Origin of the sequence: Denitromonas iodatirespirans (assembly GCF_018524365.1) — a bacterium.
Taxonomy (GTDB): Bacteria; Pseudomonadota; Gammaproteobacteria; order Burkholderiales; family Rhodocyclaceae; genus Nitrogeniibacter; species Nitrogeniibacter iodatirespirans.
On the sequence record NZ_JAEKFT010000002.1, the window covers coordinates 37,226 to 55,494 of the forward strand.

Annotated in this window: 17 protein-coding genes; 5 read left to right on the forward strand and 12 right to left on the reverse strand. The window is 68.8% G+C overall.

The window, feature by feature from the left end; all coding sequences use genetic code 11:
* Positions 1 to 879 (forward strand): formate dehydrogenase accessory sulfurtransferase FdhD, encoded by an 879-nt coding sequence (locus I8J34_RS01825; RefSeq protein WP_214359664.1) that lies wholly within the window; start codon positions 1 to 3, stop codon positions 877 to 879.
* Positions 876 to 1,472 carry a molybdenum cofactor guanylyltransferase MobA gene (gene mobA / locus I8J34_RS01830; protein ID WP_214359665.1) on the forward strand — a complete coding sequence of 199 codons (597 nt, stop codon included), beginning with the start codon at positions 876 to 878 and terminating at the stop codon, positions 1,470 to 1,472. The genes I8J34_RS01825 and mobA overlap by 4 nt, the downstream gene beginning before the upstream one ends.
* Positions 1,473 to 1,487: 15 nt before the next feature.
* Here mobA and I8J34_RS01835 read toward each other — a convergent pair whose 3' ends face one another.
* The 12 genes from I8J34_RS01835 to def form a co-directional block, all read right to left on the reverse strand.
* Complete coding sequence (locus tag I8J34_RS01835) at positions 1,488 to 2,483, reverse strand: formate dehydrogenase subunit gamma (RefSeq protein WP_214359666.1); 996 nt, start codon at positions 2,481 to 2,483, stop codon at positions 1,488 to 1,490.
* 10 nt (positions 2,484 to 2,493) lie between these two features.
* Positions 2,494 to 2,718, reverse strand: coding sequence for a hypothetical protein (locus I8J34_RS01840; protein WP_214359667.1), 225 nt, complete (start codon positions 2,716 to 2,718; stop codon positions 2,494 to 2,496).
* A complete protein-coding gene (gene fdh3B / locus I8J34_RS01845; RefSeq protein ID WP_214359668.1) occupies positions 2,715 to 3,344 on the reverse strand; it encodes a formate dehydrogenase FDH3 subunit beta in 630 nt (209 codons plus the stop codon). The genes I8J34_RS01840 and fdh3B overlap by 4 nt, the downstream gene beginning before the upstream one ends.
* Positions 3,345 to 3,356: 12 nt before the next feature.
* The gene (locus I8J34_RS01850) at positions 3,357 to 6,257 is read right to left on the reverse strand and encodes a molybdopterin-dependent oxidoreductase (RefSeq protein WP_214359669.1); all 2,901 of its coding nucleotides are present in this window, start codon (positions 6,255 to 6,257) and stop codon (positions 3,357 to 3,359) included.
* Positions 6,258 to 6,268: 11 nt separating this feature from the next.
* A complete protein-coding gene (locus I8J34_RS01855; RefSeq protein WP_214359670.1) occupies positions 6,269 to 6,505 on the reverse strand; it encodes a hypothetical protein in 237 nt (78 codons plus the stop codon).
* A gap of 45 nt (positions 6,506 to 6,550) precedes the next feature.
* Positions 6,551 to 7,183, reverse strand: a complete 633-nt coding sequence (locus tag I8J34_RS01860; protein ID WP_214359671.1) for a TorD/DmsD family molecular chaperone — start codon at positions 7,181 to 7,183, stop codon at positions 6,551 to 6,553.
* A complete protein-coding gene (locus I8J34_RS01865) occupies positions 7,180 to 9,270 on the reverse strand; it encodes a 4Fe-4S binding protein (protein WP_214359672.1) in 2,091 nt (696 codons plus the stop codon). Before I8J34_RS01865 ends, I8J34_RS01860 begins: the two co-directional genes overlap by 4 nt.
* A 200-nt stretch (positions 9,271 to 9,470) precedes the next feature.
* Complete coding sequence (locus tag I8J34_RS01870) at positions 9,471 to 11,558, reverse strand: sensor histidine kinase (protein ID WP_214359673.1); 2,088 nt, start codon at positions 11,556 to 11,558, stop codon at positions 9,471 to 9,473.
* Positions 11,555 to 12,934, reverse strand: coding sequence for a sigma-54-dependent transcriptional regulator (locus I8J34_RS01875; RefSeq protein WP_214359674.1), 1,380 nt, complete (start codon positions 12,932 to 12,934; stop codon positions 11,555 to 11,557). The genes I8J34_RS01870 and I8J34_RS01875 overlap by 4 nt, the downstream gene beginning before the upstream one ends.
* 108 nt (positions 12,935 to 13,042) lie before the next feature.
* A complete protein-coding gene (gene htpX / locus I8J34_RS01880) occupies positions 13,043 to 13,879 on the reverse strand; it encodes a zinc metalloprotease HtpX (protein ID WP_214359675.1) in 837 nt (278 codons plus the stop codon).
* 71 nt (positions 13,880 to 13,950) lie between these two features.
* Positions 13,951 to 14,889 (reverse strand): methionyl-tRNA formyltransferase, encoded by a 939-nt coding sequence (gene fmt, locus I8J34_RS01885; RefSeq protein WP_214359676.1) that lies wholly within the window; start codon positions 14,887 to 14,889, stop codon positions 13,951 to 13,953.
* A 15-nt stretch (positions 14,890 to 14,904) separates the two neighbouring features.
* Positions 14,905 to 15,408, reverse strand: a complete 504-nt coding sequence (def, locus tag I8J34_RS01890) for a peptide deformylase (RefSeq protein WP_214359677.1) — start codon at positions 15,406 to 15,408, stop codon at positions 14,905 to 14,907.
* Positions 15,409 to 15,580: 172 nt separating this feature from the next.
* Between def and I8J34_RS01895 the strand changes: the two genes are divergently transcribed.
* From I8J34_RS01895 to I8J34_RS01905, 3 genes are read left to right on the forward strand one after another with little or no spacing between them, the layout of a single operon-like run.
* Positions 15,581 to 16,609 (forward strand): LysM peptidoglycan-binding domain-containing protein, encoded by a 1,029-nt coding sequence (locus tag I8J34_RS01895; RefSeq protein ID WP_214359678.1) that lies wholly within the window; start codon positions 15,581 to 15,583, stop codon positions 16,607 to 16,609.
* Positions 16,606 to 17,721 carry a DNA-processing protein DprA gene (gene dprA, locus I8J34_RS01900; protein ID WP_214359873.1) on the forward strand — a complete coding sequence of 372 codons (1,116 nt, stop codon included), beginning with the start codon at positions 16,606 to 16,608 and terminating at the stop codon, positions 17,719 to 17,721. Before I8J34_RS01895 ends, dprA begins: the two co-directional genes overlap by 4 nt.
* Before the next feature lie 9 nt (positions 17,722 to 17,730).
* Entirely contained in the window at positions 17,731 to 18,195 is a 465-nt protein-coding gene (locus I8J34_RS01905; protein ID WP_214359679.1) for a Smg family protein, read from the forward strand.
* The last annotated feature ends 74 nt before the right edge of the window (positions 18,196 to 18,269 follow it).

Consider the following 18,269-nt stretch of genomic DNA (forward strand, 5'->3'; position numbering starts at 1 on the left):
ATGACCGAGCCTGCCCGCGTCGACGACGACGCCCCCATCGAGATTCCCCTCGGCGATGCGCCCGACGCGCCGCGTCTGTCGATCACCCGCGCGCGCCGTCCGGCCACGGCCACGGCGCAGGTGGTGGACCATGAAGGCCTGCCGCGCGAAGTCGAGGTGCCGGGCGAGCATGCGCTGACCGTGTATCTCGACAAGCACGAGGTGGTCACCCTGATGACGCTGGGCCAGGCGCCCGAGGCGCTGATCATGGGCTATCTGCGCAACCAGGGGCTGGTCGAGTCGCTCACCGATCTCAAATCGGTGCATGTGGACTGGAGCACCGGCGCCTGCGCGGTGACGACCCACAGCGCGCGCGCGCCGCTCGAACGCATGGCCAAGCGCACCGTCACCACCGGCTGCGGCCAGGGCACCATGTTCGGCGACTGGCTCGACGCGCTGCAGCCACTGGCCACCGACGCCACGCTGGCGGTGGCCACGCTCGACGCGGCGCTGGCCCGCATCCTGGCGCTCGACACCATCTACAAGCGCTCCGGCTCGGTGCACGGCTGCGCGCTGCTGCACAACACACCCGAGGCGCCGCTGCTCTATCACGTCGAGGACGTGGGCCGGCACAACGCGGTCGACGCCATCACCGGCTTCATGTGGCTGGACGAGGAGACCGGCGCGGGCAAGATCTTCTACACCACCGGCCGGCTGACTTCCGAGATGGTGATGAAGGCGGTGCAGATGGGCGTGCCCTTCCTGGTGTCGCGCTCCGGCCTCACCCAGATGGCGCTGAAGCTGGCCGAGGACATGGGCGTGACCCTGATCTGCCGGGCACGGGTCGGTCGTCATCTGGTCTACACTCATCCGCATCGCATCACGAGAACCCCTGAATGAGTCACACACGCGTTACCGGCCTGGTGTTGGCCGGCGGTCTGGGCCGTCGCATGGGCGGCGCCGACAAGGGCCTGATCATGCTCGACGGCCGCCCGATGATCGATCATGTGCTGGCCCGCCTGCAGCCGCAGGTGGATGAACTGCTGATCAACGCCAACCGCAACACCGACACCTATGCCCGTTTCGGCATTCCGGTGCTGGCCGACCGGCACAGCGGCTTCGTCGGCCCGCTGGCCGGGCTGGATGCCGGCCTGGCGCATCTGGGCGAGGCCGACGGCTGGGTGGTCACCTGCCCCTGCGACTCGCCCTTCGTGCCGCCCGATCTGGTCGCCCGGCTGATGGCCGCCGCGCACGAGGCCGAGGCCGACGTGGCCATCGCCCGCGCCGAGGGGCAGTTGCAGCCGGTGTTCCTGCTGGCCCACACGCGCACCGCCGGCGCGCTTCGTGCCTACCTGGCGGCCGGCGAACGCAAGATCGACCGCTGGGTATTCACCCAGGCGCATGCCATCGCCGATTTCGACGACTGCCCCGAGGCCTTCGCCAACATCAACACGATCGACGAGCTGGCCCGCCACGGCCAGCCGCCGGCCTGATCCCGCCTCGGGCGCTCAGTGCGCCCCTGACGGCCGCGCGCCGGTGGGGGCCGCCGGTGCCGCGCCCGTGGCGCCCTTGGCTTCGCGATACCAGTACTCGTGGTGCTCCTTGGCCCAGGTTTCGTCCACATAGCCGGTCTTCATCGACTCCAGCGCGCCTTCCATGCCGACGCTGCCGATGTAGATGTGCCCCAGCGACAAGGCCATGAAGATCAGCGCGCCGCTGGCATGGAGGATGTGCGCCAGCTGCATGTCCTGCCGGATCTGACCGTAGCCCGGGAAGTCGAGCACCAGGCCGGTGATGCCCACCAGCAGGCCGAGGCCGGTCACGCCGAGCCAGAACCAGGTCTTTTCGCCGAAATTGAAGCGCCATGAGGGCACATGCTCGCCGCTGAGCAGGCCGCCGGCCTTGCGGATCCACAGCGCGTCGATGGACTGCCATAGGTTGTCGCGGACGAACAGCGCGATCATCACCAGGGTGGCGGCGAAGAATAGCGGGCCGATGAAGTTGTGCACGTTCTTGGCCAGCGCGGCCAGCCAGGAGAAGGCGCTGTAGCCGATCAGCGGAATCACCACATGCTTGCCGAAGAGCAGCGTGAGGCCGGTGAGCGCGAGCAGCACGAAGGTGCCGGCCACCGTCCAGTGGGTCATCCGCTCGACCGTGGTGAAGCGCTGTATCAACCGCCCGGTGGGCGGCCCCTCCAGCTTGATCTTGCCGCGGATCAGGCGGAACAGCACCAGCGCGATGAACACGCCGGCCAGCACCCAGCCACCGATCTGGGTGATCGGCCCGTTGCGCCACTGCCGCCAGGTCTGCCCTTCGGACTGGATCAGCATTTGATCGGCCGGCGCGGTGAAGGTGATCGACTGGGCCGAGCCCTCGCGCACGGCGCGGTAGACGTCGGCGTTGTTGTCCGGCGGCGCGGACACGGCCGGCGCGGCGATCCAGCCCAGGCCAAGAACGGCCGCCAGCAGCGCGGTTCGCAACATCACGATGAGGTGTGCGCACATGGGGGTCTCCTCAGCTCGGCGGCATGCGGCCGATTTCGGTCTGCTTGCGGGCGCGGGCGCGCATGTCGCTCTCCCACTTGGCCTTGTCGCCGCCATAGGCGGCCGACTCCCAGGGGCGGGTGTCGGGCTTGCCCGAGTAGGTGCCGGCCTCGTAGTGGGTCACCTGAGGCGCCTCGCTACAGGCGGCCAGGGCGAGGGCGGCGCCGATCAGGATGACGGTTCGGGTCGCGTTCATTTGTCACCTCCACGGGTCTGTTCCCGCTTCTGCTCGCCGCCGCCGTAGGCGGTGTTCCAGCCGATCAGTTCGGCGCCGGTGCCGCCACGGCGCACCACGCGCTCGCGGAAGATGTCGGCCAGCGCCGTGCCGTCGCCGCCGAGCAGCGCCTTGGTCGAGCACATCTCGGCGCACAGCGGCAGCTTGCCCTCGGCCAGGCGGTTCCTGCCGTACTTTTCGAACTCGGCATCCGAGCCGTCGGCTTCCGGCCCGCCGGCGCAGAAGGTGCATTTGTCCATCTTGCCGCGCTGGCCGAAGGCGCCTTCCTGCGGGAACTGCGGGGCGCCGAAGGGGCAGGCGTAGAAGCAGTAGCCACAGCCGATGCAGGCGTCCTTGTCATGCAGCACCACGCCGTCTTCGGTGCGGTAGAACACGTCGACCGGGCACACCGCCATGCAGGGGGCGTCGGAGCAGTGCATGCAGGCGACCGACATGGATTTCTCCTGCCCGACGACGCCGTCGTTGATGGTCACCACGCGGCGCCGCTGGATACCCCAGGGCACTTCGTGCTCGTTCTTGCAGGCGGTCACGCAACCGTTGCATTCGATGCAGCGCTCGGTGTCGCACAGGAATTTCATTCGTGCCATGTTCGTCTCCCTTTAAGCCTTCATGACCTGACACACCGTGCTCTTGGTTTCCTGCATCATCGTCACCACGTCGTAGCCGTAGGTGGTGGCGGTGTTGACCGCCTCGCCACGCACGATCGGGGCCGCGCCCTCCGGGTAGTACTTGAGCATGTCCTCGCCCATCCAGCGGCCGGAGAAGTGGAAGGGCAGGAACACCGTGTCGGCGCCGACGCGCGGCGTGACCAGGGCGCGCACCTTGATCTGCGCGCCGGTCGGCGACTTGACCCACACCCAGTCCAGATCGACGATGCCGCGGTCGGCCGCGGTGCGCGGGTTGAGCTCGACGAACATGTCCTGCTGCAACTCGGCCAGCCAGGGGTTGGAGCGGGTCTCCTCGCCGCCGCCCTCGTACTCGACCAGCCGGCCCGAGGTCATGATCAGCGGGAAGTCCTTGGCCACATCGCGGTATTTCTCCTGCACCGTCTTGTAGAGCGTGGGCAGGCGCCAGAACTTGCTCTTGTCCTCGTGCGTGGGGTACTTGTCGACCAGGTCCGGGCGGGTCGAGTAGAGCGGTTCGCGATGCTTGGGCACCGGGTCGGGGAAGTTCCACACCACCGCGCGCGCCTTGGCGTTGCCGAAGGGCATGCAGCCGTGGTTCTTCATCACCACGCGGATGATTCCGCCGGAGAGGTCGGTCTTCCAGTTCTTGCCCTCGGCCGCGGTCTTTTCGGCGTCGGTCAGTTCATCCCACCAGCCGAGCTTCTTCATCAGCACATGGTCGAACTCGGGGTAGCCCATCTGCAGGTCGGCGCCCTTCGAGGCCGAGCCTTCGCCGGCCAGCAGGTTGACGCCATCCTTCTCGACGCCGAAGCGGGCGCGGAAGTTGCCGCCGCCGTCCATCACGTGGCGGGTGGTGTCGTAGAGGTTGGGTGAGCCCGGGTGCTTGAGCTCGGGGTTGCCCCAGCACGGCCACGGCAGGCCGAAGTATTCGCCGTCGCAGGGGCCGCCTTCGGCCTTCAGCGTGCGCGGGTTGAAGGTGCTCATGTGCTGCATGTGCAGCTTGAGCCGCTCGGGCGACTGGCCGCTGTAGCCGATAGTCCAGGTGCCGTGGTTGATCTCGCGCAGGGTGTCCTCGACATCCGGCTCGTCCCAGCCCTTGGCGTCCTTGGTGAGCTTGATGTTCTTCACGAACTCGTCGCCGAAGCCGAACTTCTTGGCGAAGGCGTACATGATGGTGTGGTCGGGCTTGGACTCGAACAGCGGCTCGATGACCTTCTCGCGCCACTGCAGCGAGCGGTTGGAGGCGGTCACCGAGCCGACGGTCTCGAACTGCGTCGCCGCCGGTAGCAGGTACACGCCCTCGCTGCGCACCGAGGCGGCCATCGCCGCCGTGGCCGAGGGGTAGGGATCGACCACCAGCAGCAGCTCCAGCGCCTTCATGGCCTCGAGCATGTCCTTGCCGCGGCTTTGCGAGTTGGGCGCCATGCCCCAGAACACCTGGGCCTTGATGTTGGTCGGCTGGTCCATCAGCTCGGGGTTCTCGGTCACGCCGTCGATCCAGCGCGACACGGTGATGCCCGGCTTCTCCATCATCGCCTGGCTGGCGAAACGGCCCTTGAGCCATTCGTAATCGACGCCCCACACCGCCGCCCAGTGCTTCCACGAGCCGGTGGCGATGCCGTAGTAGCCGGGCAGCGAGTCGGGGTTGGGGCCGACATCGGTGGCGCCCTGCACGTTGTCATGCCCGCGGAAGATGTTGGTGCCGCCGCCGGCGATGCCGACGTTGCCCAGCACCAGCTGCAGCACGCACATCATGCGGGTGATGGCGTTGCCGACGGTGTGCTGGGTCTGGCCCATGCACCACACCACGGTGGAGGGCCGGTTCATGGCCATGGTTTCGGCGATCTGGCGCACTTCGGCATCGGGCACGCCGGTGACTTCGAAGACCTTGTCGGCGGTCCATTCGGCCGCCTCGGCGCGGATCTGGTCCATGCCATAGACACGGTCGTCGATGTACTGCTTGTCTTCCCAGCCGTTCTCGAAGATGTGACGGATGATGCCGTAGATGAGCGGGATGTCGGAGCCCGAACGCAGGCGCACGTACTGGTCGGCCTTGGCCGCGGTGCGGGTGTAGCGCGGGTCGGCGACGATGACCTTGGCGCCGCCTTCCTTGGAATGCAGGATGTGCAGCATCGACACCGGGTGCGCTTCGGCAGCGTTGGAGCCGATGAAGAAGATCGCCTTTGAGTGCTGCATGTCGTTGTAGGAGTTGGTCATCGCCCCATAGCCCCAGGTGTTCGCCACACCGGCCACCGTGGTGGAGTGGCAGATGCGCGCCTGGTGGTCCATGTTGTTGGTGCCGAACATGCTGACGAACTTGCGGAACAGGTAGCTCTGCTCGTTCGAGTGCTTGGACGAGCCGATCCAGTGCGTGGCGTCGGGGCCGTGCTTTTCGCGGATGGCCAGCAGCTTGTCGCCGATCTCGGTGATCGCGTCTTCCCAGCTCATGCGCACCCACTTGCCGCCGGTCAGCTTCATCGGCGTGCGCAGGCGGTGCTCGCCATGGCCGTGCTCGCGCACCGAGGCGCCCTTGGCGCAGTGCGCGCCGAGGTTGATCGGGCTGTCGAAGACCGGCTCCTGGCCGACCCACACGCCGTTCTTCACCTCGGCATCGATGGCACAGCCGACCGAACAGTGGGTGCACACCGTGCGCTTGACCTCGATGTCGCCGGCACCGGCGGCCTTGGCCGCCTGCGAGGGCTTGACCATGGCGAAAGGCAGGCTGGCACCGATGGCGCCGGCACCGGCGGTCAGGCCGGAGCGCTTGAGAAAGCTGCGCCGGTCGAGGCGCTGCGGCGCGGCCCGGCCGCTGAGGGCTTCGGTCAGCCCGCTGTGGGCGGGCGTGGCGGCCCGGTTGGATTTTTTCACCAGCATGGTCGTCTCCCTTACAGGCGGGTGGAACGGTAGTAGCGGCTCACATGCGCGGTCTCGCGGTAGCCCGCGCCGCGGCCATCGGGCTCGCTCAGGGCTTCTTCGGGCGCGTTGCCGGTCGGCGTCACCCCGGCGACCACGGCCACCCCGGCCGCGCCGGTGCCGGCAGCGGCCAGCAGAAAGCTTCGACGACCAAGGCTGGAAGGTGCGCCGGCGTTCGCGCCGGTGCGTGGCTGGCGTGTCTCACTCATGGTTGTGTCTCCCCGATTGGCACTGCAGTGCACTTGTGTTCATGGTCAGGCCTCGAAACTCAGCGCCCGCGCCTCGACGGCGAAGAACGCTTGGGCAAAGTCGCCGACGGCGCGGTAGAAGCGCGCGTCGGTCGCCCCCCTCAGGTCGGCGCAGCAGCGGCCGATCCAGCGCTGAAGGTGGCGGTGGAAAAACTGGTGCTGCACGTCGATGCCATGGACGCCGTCACCGATCAGCGCGCGCATGGCATCGCACAGCGCGGCCAGGTGGTCTTCCGGCTCGCCGCAATCGCCCTCGCGCGCCAGGCCCAGCGCGGCGAGGTCGTCGCGCACCCGGGCCAGCGGCTTTTCCATCAGGAAACCGGTCTCGTAGTAGGACGCGTAGGGCAGCACCGGCGGCCGGCCGGTGCCGCAGAACAGGGCGTTCCACTCAGCGTGCACGGCGGCCGTGTCGGACTCGCCGGCAGCAGCGCGCAGGCCGTCCCAGGCGGCGGCCAGCGCCAGTCCCTCGGGCACGCCCGGGTCGACCGCCAGCGGCCCGGCGGTGGCCAGGGCATCGAGCAGCGCGCCGCTCGGCGGCGTCGCCAGCAGGTTGGACAGCACGCCGTAGAAACCGGCGCGGTCGGCATCTTCCGGCGCGATGGCCGGGTCGGCAGCGAGAGGGGCGGTGGCAGGCGTCATGACAGGTCGTGGATGGTGGTTTCGCGCTGCCCGGGGGCCGGCGACATCATGTCGATGACGCGGCAGTCGCCGCACATCTGCAGGCGGCGGCGTTGCTCGGGCGAGGCGAAGTGGGGGTTGCCGACCAGACGGTCGATGAGGGTGCGCACGGTGGCGGTCGAGCCGAAGGCCTTGCCGCAGCGCAGGCAGGTACAGGGCGTGTCTTCATGCAGCACGGCCGGCTGCTTGGCACTGGCCGCCAGGTTGAGGCGCGGCACCAGGGTGATGGCGTCTTCCGGACAGGTGGCCACGCACAGCCCGCATTGCACACAGCTGGCCTCGCGGATGCGCAGGCGCGGCGCTTCGGTATCGTCCATCAAGGCCTGCGCCGGACAGGCGCTGGCACAGGACAGGCACAGCGTGCATTTGTCGCCGGCCACGGCGACCGTGCCGTAGGCGCTGCCGGCCGGCACGGCCAGCGGTTCGGCCAGGCGCTCGGGCGCGGCCAGTGAGGCCAGATGGACGAAGCACAGGTCGAGCGTGGCGCGCTTGTCGCGTTGCGGATGGAAGCGCGCCGCCGCGCCGACCGCAGCCGGCGCGGCGCTGGTACAGCTGGCGAGCAGGGTGTCGACATCGCCGCACACGGCGGCGAAGCGCGCGTCGGCGGCGGGCAGGCCGAGCCCGTCGACCACCGCCTCGGCAAAGCGCACGGCACGACCGGCCGAGGCTTGGTAGGTGGCCGGCGCGGCCGCGTCCTGCCACACCAGCACCCGGCCGGCGCCGGCACACAGGGCATAGAGCAGCAGGTCGGGGCCGACGCTGGCCGCGTCATGCACCGCCAGCGGCAAGAGGTGGGCGGGCAAGGCGTCGGTCTCGGCCCAGGCCTTGAGCTGGGCGGCCTGCGACTGGCCATGCAGCAACAGGGTCGGCGCCGCGCCGCCGGCCTCGGTCCAGGCGGCGAGCGCGATGCGCAGCTGCTGGCCGATGTCGGGCACCGCCGGGTAGTTGTAGCGCATGGCGCCGCTCGGGCAGACGCTGGCACAGGCGCCGCAGCCCATGCACAGGTGCGGCTCGACATACACGCCGTTGCCATCGGCGCGGATGGCCGAGGTGGAACAGGTGTCGATACAGCGCGAACAGGCGTCGATGCGGTTGCGCGAATGAGCGCATTTGGCACGGTCGTAGTCGAAGAAGCGCGGTTTGTCGAACTCGCCGACCAGCTCGGTGAGCGCCAGCGCGGCCTCGGCCTGGGCCAGCGGGTCGCTGCCGGGCGCGAAGTAGCCCTGCGGCGGATGCGGCATGGTCAGGCGCGGGGTGTCGGACAGGTCGAGCACCAGATCGAAGCGCGCGCTGCGCGGGGTGAAACTGAAGTCGATGGCGCCGACCTCGCACACCTCGATGCAACGGCGCTTGTCGTTGCAGCGCGCCGGGTCGACATAGGCCGCCACGCCGTCGCGCACGATGGCGTCGGAGCTACAGGCGGTGATACAGGCGCCGCAGCCGGTGCATACCGAGGCGTCGACCGCGTTGGCCGGCGTCCAGGCGATATCGAAGGCGCCCAGCCAGCCCTCGACGCCGATCTGCTGCGCGCGGTGCACCGGCACCTGGCGCGGGCTGGCGGCGGGCAGCGGCTGCTCGTCCTCGGCGAAGACGGTGACCTGCAATTGGCCGTCGGCCTTGCCGTGCAGGCGCTGTGCCCAGGCCATGGCCAGCGGGCCGTCGCCCAGAATCGCCAGGCGGCCGGCGCTGCTGTAGCTCACCGCATCGACCGGCGGCGGCTCGGGCAGCCGGGCCATGGCGATCAGCGCCGCCAGGCGCGGGCCGTCGGCGGCGCCGCCGCTGGCGTATTCACGGGCCGGGAAGAAGCGCAGCGCGCGTTCGCCGGCCGCCGCTTCGAGCAACGGCGCTTCGCGGGTACAGCCAATCTGCTGGACGGATGCGGGCAGGGCGTCGACCGTGCCGTGGCGGCACAGCCCATCGGTAATGGCGACCTGCGGATCGACACCGGCGGCCTCGATGGCGGCATCGGCCACCCGGCCCTGGCAACGGCACAGCACGGTGTCGCAGTCGGGCGCATCGGGCGCGCCCCGTCGTGGCGGAAAGCTCACCTTGTCTCCTCTCGTTATGCAGCTTGGCGGATAACGCTCGATGTGCGTCAGGCCGACCCTTGCGCCGCTTTATGAGTTCATTCAAGGCAGCTTTCGTGCCAAAGGCAAGATTCCTTTCGGGCCAGCGGCTTAGGCGATCCCGCCGGGGCGGGCGGCGGGACATTCTGTCGCGCACCCTCGCCCAGACGGGACAAAATGTCTCACTCGGCCGCGCGGAACCAGCGCGCCCGGAAGCCCGGTGCGTTGGGGCTGTCGTCGTACACCGGGGTGCTGCGCAGCCAGATGCTGAAGACGGTGCCGCGCCCCGGTGTGCTGTCGACGGTGATGCGCCCGCCGTAGCGCTGCACCAGGGTCTGGCTGATCGACAGGCCGAGGCCGGTGCCGCGGCCTTTCTTGGTGGTGAAGAAGGGGTCGAAGATGTGCGGCAGGTCATCCGCGCGAATGCCGGCGCCGGTATCGGCCACACGCAGGCACACGCCGATACAGGCATCGCCGTCGAGCCAGTCGTCGCAGCCCAGGGTCAGCACGCCGCCTTCGTCCATGGCCTGCACGGCATTGACGATGAGGTTGATCAGCACCTGTTGCAGCTCGCTGCGGTTGATCTCGACATCCGCCGTCGCCGCCTCCTGGCGCTCGACGGCGATGCCGCGCTGGTCGACCGTGTGGCGCGCCAGCACCAGGCAGTCGGCGATCAGGGCGTGCATGTCCACCCGTTCGGTATAGCCGGCGAATTCGCCCGGCCGGGCGAACTGCAGCAGCTTGGTGACAATCTGGCGGATGCGGTCGGTCTGCTGGTGGATCAGGCGGATCTCTTCGCGTACCGGCGCGGCGGCGGCGCCGAGGCTATCGGCCAACACGTCGAGATTGCCCTGGATGACGGCCACCGGATTGTTGATCTCGTGTGCCACGCCGGCGGTCAGCTCGCCCACCGCGGCCAGCTTCTCGCTCATCACCAGTTGCTCCTGCGCACGGCGCAGGATGGCGTTGGCCTCGGCCAGCTCGGCGGTGCGCTCGGCCACTTTGCGGTCCAGCTCGTCGGCCCAGCGCTGCAGCTCTTCGCGCTTGCTGGCCAGGGTGTCGAGCAGGTGGTCGAAGGCCTGCGCCAGCCGGCCCAGTTCGTCGCGGCTGGCCAGCGGCCCGACCCGCGCGCCGGCATCGCCCTGCTCGACCCGCCGGATGACCGTGTGGATCCGCTCGATGGGGCGGAAGATGCTGCGCGCCCAGCGCAGCGAGAGCAGGCTGCCGATGACCGAGATCAGCACGAAGAGGGCGAACAGCCCGCCCATCACCGCCAACTTGGCCTGGCGGAAGGGGGTTTCGAGAAAGCCCACGTACAGCATGCCGATGCGCTCGCCCTGGCTGTCGACGAAGGGCTCGTAGCCCGACACGTAGAAGTCGTTGACCACGAAGGCGGAGTCGAGCCATACGCGGCCGGTGTCGAGCACCTGGGTGCGCACCGCGTCGGACACCCGGGTGCCGAGCGCGCGGACGCCTTCGAACAGATGCACATTGGTGGCCACGCGGGTGTCGCCGAGAAACAGCGTGGCGGTGCCGCGGCTGTCGAGCGGCAAGGATCCGTCGCGATAGACGATGGCGTTGATGCGATCGACCATGCCGAGGTTGCGGTTGAGCAGCGCCCCGCCTTCGAGCACGCCGATGAAATTGCCGGCCGTATCGTAGATCGGCGCGGCGGCATGGATCATCAGCCCGCGCTCTTCGCTGTCGCGGCTGTCCGGCCGGGCGGCCGCGGTGGGCACCAGCGGAATATGCGCGCGCCGCCGCAATGCCGGGTCGATGGCGTCGAGTTCGTCGGGGCCGAACACCTCGATGCTGGTGCGTGCGGCCCCCGACGTTGCCGCCGCCACCGCGGCCCAGCGGGTGCGTTCGCGCAGCGGACCGAGCGGCCCGCGCGCCGAGGCCACCGGCCGGCCGCGGGTGTCGAGCAGATGCAGGAAATCCAAGCCGTAGCGCACGCTCATGCTGTCGAGCAGGGCGGTCATGGCCTGCGGCGTACCGGCCGGGAAATCGACTGCCAGCCGGCTCGAGCCGGCCAGCGCCTGCAGGTCGCGGCCGACGCCCTGCTGCACGCGGTCGAAGTATTCGTGGGCGATCACCAGATCGGCCTGGACCTTGGCCCGCAGCAGGCGGTCGTAGGTGGTGTTGCCCCAGGTCCACACCAGCGCCAGCAGCACCGGCACGCCGATCAGCAGCGGCGCCAGCACCAGCGCCAGCAGCTTGGCCCGGACCGAGGCCGAAAAACGCGCCCGCAGCCGTGCCAGCGACGTCATCGCACGGCCGGGTCGGCGCCCCACTCGGCGCACTTGCGCTCCAGTGTCTTGCGCGAGACGCCGAGCAGCTCGGCCGCCCGGCTCTTGTTGCCATCGCACTGGCGCAGCACCGCTTCGATATGCCGCCGCGCCACGTCGGCCAGACTCAGGGGCAGGGGCTCGCTACCGAGGGCGGCGACCGGCGCCTCGACCGGGAAGTGGCCGAGGATCAGCGCCCGTTCGATGAAGTTGCGCAGCTCGCGGGCGTTGCCCGGCCAGGCGTAGCCGACCAGCCGCGCCGCCACCTCGGCGGTGATCGGCAGCGGCGGCAGGCCGAGACGCGCCGCCAGCTGAGTGTTGAAGTGCTCGGCCAGCGGCACGATGTCGTCGGTGCGCTGGCGCAGCGGCGGCAGGGTGACGGTGAGCACCTCGAGGCGGTAGTACAGATCCTGGCGGAAGCGCCCGGCGGCCACTTCGGCGCGCAGATCGCGGTTGGTGGCGGCGATCACGCGCACGTCGACCGGCATCTCCTTGGTCGAGCCCACCGGCCGCACCCGTTGCTCTTCGAGCGCCCGCAGCAGCTTGGTCTGCAGGGCCAGCGGCAACTCGCCGATCTCGTCGAGAAACAGCGTGCCGCCATTGGCATAGGTGAACAGCCCGCTGCGGTTCTCGGTGGCGCCGGTGAAGGCGCCTTTGACATGGCCGAACAGCTCGCTTTCGATCAGCTCGGCCGACACCGCGGCGCAATTGACCGGCACAAAGGGACGCTCGGCGCGCAGGCTCATCTGATGCAGCGCGCGTGCCGCCAGCTCCTTGCCGACGCCGGATTCGCCCTGGATCAGCACCGTGCTGGGCGTCGGCGCCACCCGCCGGATCAGGTTGCACACCTGGCGCAGCGCCAGCGAGTGGCCGACCAGCCCCTCGGTGCCGCCGGCCAGATCGGCCACTTCGCGGCGCAGCACGTAGTTCTCGCGGGTCAGCCGGGCGCGCTCGAAACAGCGCGCCAGCGAATTGACGATCTGATCCACCCGGAAGGGCTTGAGGATGAAATCGGCCGCACCGGCGCGCAGGGCGTCGATGGCGGTTTCCATGTCGGCGAAGGCGGTGATCAGGATCACGTCGCCGGCAAAGGCACCGGCGCGCAGCTCGCGCAGCCAGGCGATGCCGGCCTTGCCGGGCAGGGCGATGTCGAGCACGATCACGTCGAAATGGGCGTCCGCCAGCAGCGCCGCGGCCGCCTCGGCACTGTCGGCCACCTCGACCGCACAGCCGCGCGCACTCAGCGCACGTTGCAGGAAGCTGCGCATACCGGCCTCGTCGTCGACCACCAGCACCGCGTAGTCCGACCACTGCGGCCGTGCGTCGACCGATCGATCGATCTTGTCCTCAGCCCCCATGCGCAGCACCCTCGTGTTGGATCAGCCCGATTAGAGCATGCGGGCGAGACAAAAAAAATGCGCCCGCTGCCGCGGACGCATTCGCCGGTACGGCACCGGCCGCCGCGCTCAGCGCATGGCGCGCAAGCGGGCGATGCGCTCCTCGGTGGCCGGGTGGGTCGAGAACAGGCCTTTCAGCCCGCCGCCGGAGAGCGGGTTCATGATCATCATCTGCGCGGTCTCGGGGTGCTCGTCCGCCGTGTGCATGGGGATGCCGCGGGCGTAGGCGTCGATCTTGGCCAACGCATCGGCCAGCGCCGCCGGGTCGCCGGAAATCTCCGCGCCGCCCTTGTCGGCCCCGAACTCGCGGGTACGCGAGATGGCCATCTGGATCAGCATGCCGGCGATCGGCGCGAGGATCATGATGATGATCGAGACGATCGGGTTCGGCCGGTCTTCGCCGCGCCCGCCGAAGAACATGCCGAACTGCGCCAGCGCCGAGATGGCACCGGCGACCGAGGCCGAGATGGTCGAGATGAGGATGTCGCGGTGCTTCACATGCGCCAGCTCATGCGCCATCACGCCACGCAGTTCGCGCTCGGACAGCATGCGGATGATGCCGGTGGTGGCCGCCACCGCGGCATGCTCCGGGTTGCGCCCGGTGGCGAAGGCATTGGGCTGAGCTTCGTCGATGAGGTATACCTTGGGCATCGGCAACTCGGCCCGGCCGGCCAGTTCGCGCACCATGTTGTACAAGTAGGGCGACGTGCTCGCGTCGACCTCGCGCGCCTTGTACATGCGCAGCACCATCTTGTCCGAGAACCAATAGGCCCACAGGTTCATGCCGCCGCCGAACAGCAGTGCGATGAGCATGCCCTGCTGGCCGCCGATCAGGCCGCCGATCACCCCGAACAAGGCCACGATCCCCGCCATCAGGATGGAGGTCTTGATCCAGTTTCCGAACATTGTGTTTCCTCGTCGTCAGATGCGGGCAAAACGGCCCGCGCTCCGCTTAGATGGGGGGTGCTGCAAAAGATTCAATCGGCCGTCGGCAACGCCAGTTGCTGCCCCGACGTCAGCGCAAAGCCCTGCAGGAAGGCCGCGGCCGGCACCCGGCGCCCGCCCGGTTGCTGCAGCTGCGTGACGTTCAGCGCACCGGCGCCGCAGGCGATGAGGAGGCCGTCGGCATCGGCCCGCAGAATCGTGCCCGGCGTGCCCGTGGCGTCGACCGCCGTTGCCTGCCACAGCTTGAAGGTGCGCCCGTCGAACTCGGCCACCGCGCCGGGAAAGGGATCGAAGGCGCGCACCTGGCGGGCCAGTTCGACCGCCGGCCGACGCCAGTCGAGCCGCGCCTCGGCCTTGTCGATCTTGTGCGCGTAGGTCACGCCCTCGGCCGGCTGCGGCTCGGCCTCGAGCGACTTGATGGCGAGCCGGCAGATGGCATCGACGATCATCTCGCCGCCCAGCGCGGCCAGCGTGTCGTGCAGCGTCGCGGTGGTGGCGTCGGGCGGAATCGGCACCGCCTGGCGCAGCAGCATGTCGCCGGTGTCGAGGCCGGCGTCCATCTTCATGATGGTGATGCCGGTCTCGGCATCACCCGCCTCGATGGCGCGGTGGATCGGCGCCGCCCCGCGCCAGCGCGGCAACAACGACGCATGGATGTTGAGGCAGCCGATGCGCGGGATGTCGAGCACCGCTTGCGGCAGGATCAGGCCGTAGGCCGCCACCACCAGCACATCGGGCGCGGCGGCGCGCAGCGCGGCCTGCTGCTCGGACGTGCGCAGCTTCTCCGGCTGATCGACCGGGATGCCGTGCGCCAGCGCCACCTGCTTGACGGCGCTGGGCTGCAGCTTCATGCCGCGCCCGGCCGGGCGGTCCGGCTGGGTCAGCACCAGCACCACTTCGAAGCCGCCGTCGATCAGCGCGCGCAGCGCCGTGGCAGCAAACTCGGGCGTCCCCGCAAAGGCAATTCTCATCGGCGCCGCCCGGGTTCAGGCGGTGATGCGCGCGCGCTTGGCCAGCTTGCTCTTGATGCGGCCTTGCTTGAGTGTCGACAGGTATTCGACGAACACCTTGCCGTCGAGGTGGTCCAGTTCGTGCTGGATGCACACCGCGAGCAGGCCCTCGGCTTCCAGCTCGAAGGGCTCGCCCTGGGTGTTGAGCGCACGCACCTTGACGCGTTCGGCGCGCACCACCTTGTCGTAGATGCCGGGCACCGACAGGCAGCCCTCTTCGCCGACCTGTTCGCCGGAACGCTCGAGGATTTCCGGATTGATCAGCGCCAGCAGACCGGACTTGTCTTCGGTGACGTCGATGACCACCACGCGCTCGTGTACGTCGACCTGCGTGGCGGCCAGACCGATGCCGGGCGCCTCGTACATGGTCTCGGCCATATCGCGGATCAGGGTGCGGATGCGATCGTCCACCCGGGCGACTGGCGCCGCCTTGGTGTGAAGCCGCGGATCAGGGAAATGCAGGATTGGGAGTAGTGCCATAAAAGCTTGCCGCGTTATGGGATTACGTGCAGAATTTCAAGTAATTTGCCATGCCCGACGATTGCACGTTTGTCATCGGGACGCTCAACTTCCGGGTATTTTGACCGTCATAGATGGAACAGATTCCCGGCAGGGCGTCGGAATGCCGCCCGCATCGACACGGAAGCGAGTGATGATCCGCATTATATTCTCTCTAGTCATCGGCGTCGCCGCCCTCGTCCAACCGGCCGTGGCGGCTTCGCCGGTCGAGCTGGCGCAAAACGCACCCGACAGCCACACGGTGCGCAAGGGCGACACCTTGTGGGGCATTTCGGGCAAGTTCCTGCGCGAGCCGTGGCGCTGGCCCGAAGTGTGGCAGCTCAACAAAGAGCAGATCCACAACCCCCATCTGATCTACCCCGGCCAAGTCATCGTGCTCGACCGCAGCGGCCCCTACCTGCGCCTCGGGCGCCGGGTCGGCGACGGCAAGCTGCAGCCGCAGATCTACACCGAACCGACCGACCAGGCGATCCCCAGCATTCCGCAGAACGAGATCGCGCCCTTCCTGACCCATCCGCTGGTGGTCGACGAAAAGCGCATCGCCCAGTCCGCCACCATCGTCGCCACCCAGGAAAACCGCCTCTACACCGGCCAGGGCGACACCGTCTTCGCCAAGAACGTGACCGCTGGCGTGGGCACCTGGCACATCTATCGCCCGGCCAAGCCGCTGATCGACCCGTTGAACGACAAGATCCTCGGCTATGAAGCCGTGCATCTGGGCACCGCCGACGTGACCCAGCCCGGCGAGCCGGCGGCACTGGAGATCTCCATGGCGCGCCAGGAGATCGGCACCGGCGAACTGATGCTGCCGGCCGACCGCCCCGAGTTGCTGTCTTATGTGCCGCATGCCCCGACCAACAGCGTCGAAGGCCGCGTCATCGCCATCTACGGTGGCGTGAGCGAAACCGGCCGCCAGGGCGTGATCACCCTCGGCGTCGGCCAGCAGGACGGCGTCGAAGTCGGCCATGTGCTGGCGCTGTACCGCCATCGTGGCTCGGTGGTGTACAAGGACGAGGACACCAACAAGAAGGAAAACTTCCAGCTGCCGGAGCATCGCTACGGCCTGGTCTTCCTGTTCCGCGTCTTCGACCGGGTGTCGTATGGCCTGGTGGTCGACGCCACCGCTCCGGTCAAGGTCAGCGACACGGTCCGCACGCCCTGACCGAAACCCTCGACACCGCCGGTCTCGCCGACTGGCTGCGCCTGACGCTCGTCCCCGGCATCGGCGGCGAGCGTCAGCGCCGATTGCTCAGCGCCTTCGGGCTGCCCGGGCACATCTTCCAGGCCGGCCCCGCCGCCCTCGCCCCCCTCATCGGCGACAAGGCCGCCCGGCAATTGCGCGAACACGACAGCCGCGAGGCGGTCGCCGCCGCCCTCGACTGGGTCGCCCAGCCCGGCAATCACATCCTCACCCTGGCCGACGCCGCCTATCCGCAGCGCTTGCTGGAGCTCCCCGATCCGCCCACGCTGCTCTATGTCAAGGGCGACCCCGACCTGCTCAACCGGCCCGCACTGGCCATCGTCGGCGCGCGCAGCGCCACGGCCCAGGGCGAGGCCAACGCCGCCGCCTTTGCCGGCGCGCTGGCACGCGCGGGGCTGTCGATCGTCAGCGGCCTGGCGCTGGGCATCGACGCCGCCGCCCATGCCGGGGCGCTGGACGCTGGGGGAACCACCATTGCCGTCATCGGTACCGGCGCCGACCGCATGTACCCGGCACGCAACCAGGCGCTGGCCCGGCGCATCGTCGAACATGGCGCCATCGTCACCGAGTTTCCACTGGGCACCCAGGTGGCGGCGCACAACTTTCCGCGGCGCAACCGCATCATCTCCGGCCTGGCGCAGGGCGTGCTGGTGGTCGAGGCAGCGCTCGGCAGCGGGTCGCTGATTACCGCTCGTCTGGCCAACGAGCAGGGCCGCGAGGTGTTCGCCATCCCCGGCTCGATCCATTCGCCGCAATCGAAAGGTTGCCACCGCCTGATCCGCGACGGCGCCAAGCTGGTCGAAACCGCCGAGGACATCCTTGAGGAAAGCGCCTTTTCAGGCCATGCCGACACGGCACCGGCACCCGCCGAGCGTCACCCCGACGCCGCGGCCGAGCCCCCTGTCGACGACGCCGGGGTGCTGGCCGCCCTGGGCCACGACCCGGTGAGCCTTGATACACTCGCGACCCGCACCGGCTTGACGGCCGATGCGCTGTACGCCATTCTGCTTTCACTGGAACTGGACGGTCATCTGGCGCGACTGCCTGGGGGCCGTTTCCAGCGACTTATCTAGAGCCCCGCAATGTTCGACGTTCTTGTCTATCTCTTCGAAACCTATATCCACGCCGAGGCCTGCCCGGCGCCGGAGCAGCTGGCACGCCGGCTGACGGCTGCAGGCTTCGAGGAAGACGAGATCAGCGACGCGCTCGACTGGCTGTCGGAGCTGAACCAGACGGCCAGCGACTACACCGCCTTCGGCGAACCATCTGCCGGTGCCGTGCGTCTGTACTCGGGCGAGGAAACGGCCAAGCTCGGCCTCGAGGGCATCGGTTTCCTGTTGTTTCTCCAGGATTCCGGCGTGCTCAACGGTGCCACCCGCGAGTTGATCCTCGATCGCCTGATGGCGCTGCCGGACCCGCAGGTCTCGGTGTCGCGGCTGAAGGTGATCGTGCTGATCGTGTTGTGGAAGCAGGCCTACCCGATGGATTCGCTGGTGCTCGACGAACTGCTGAGCGAGGACGACGAGGTCTCGCCGCTGCTCCACTAAGGCGTGCAACGGCTCAGGCCACTTGCGCGTGCCGCTGCGGCTTCCTTATGATGCCGCGCTTAACCACCTGATTT

Coding starts and splice junctions, on each gene's coding strand:
- I8J34_RS01825 (WP_214359664.1), top strand. CDS start 1: ATGACCGAGCCTGCCCGCGTCGACGACGACGCCCCCATCGAGATTCCC.
- mobA (WP_214359665.1), top strand. CDS start 876: ATGAGTCACACACGCGTTACCGGCCTGGTGTTGGCCGGCGGTCTGGGC.
- I8J34_RS01835 (WP_214359666.1), bottom strand. CDS start 2,483: ATGTGCGCACACCTCATCGTGATGTTGCGAACCGCGCTGCTGGCGGCC.
- I8J34_RS01840 (WP_214359667.1), bottom strand. CDS start 2,718: ATGAACGCGACCCGAACCGTCATCCTGATCGGCGCCGCCCTCGCCCTG.
- fdh3B (WP_214359668.1), bottom strand. CDS start 3,344: ATGGCACGAATGAAATTCCTGTGCGACACCGAGCGCTGCATCGAATGC.
- I8J34_RS01850 (WP_214359669.1), bottom strand. CDS start 6,257: ATGCTGGTGAAAAAATCCAACCGGGCCGCCACGCCCGCCCACAGCGGG.
- I8J34_RS01855 (WP_214359670.1), bottom strand. CDS start 6,505: ATGAGTGAGACACGCCAGCCACGCACCGGCGCGAACGCCGGCGCACCT.
- I8J34_RS01860 (WP_214359671.1), bottom strand. CDS start 7,183: ATGACGCCTGCCACCGCCCCTCTCGCTGCCGACCCGGCCATCGCGCCG.
- I8J34_RS01870 (WP_214359673.1), bottom strand. CDS start 11,558: ATGACGTCGCTGGCACGGCTGCGGGCGCGTTTTTCGGCCTCGGTCCGG.
- I8J34_RS01875 (WP_214359674.1), bottom strand. CDS start 12,934: ATGGGGGCTGAGGACAAGATCGATCGATCGGTCGACGCACGGCCGCAG.
- htpX (WP_214359675.1), bottom strand. CDS start 13,879: ATGTTCGGAAACTGGATCAAGACCTCCATCCTGATGGCGGGGATCGTG.
- fmt (WP_214359676.1), bottom strand. CDS start 14,889: ATGAGAATTGCCTTTGCGGGGACGCCCGAGTTTGCTGCCACGGCGCTG.
- def (WP_214359677.1), bottom strand. CDS start 15,408: ATGGCACTACTCCCAATCCTGCATTTCCCTGATCCGCGGCTTCACACC.
- I8J34_RS01895 (WP_214359678.1), top strand. CDS start 15,581: ATGATCCGCATTATATTCTCTCTAGTCATCGGCGTCGCCGCCCTCGTC.
- I8J34_RS01905 (WP_214359679.1), top strand. CDS start 17,731: ATGTTCGACGTTCTTGTCTATCTCTTCGAAACCTATATCCACGCCGAG.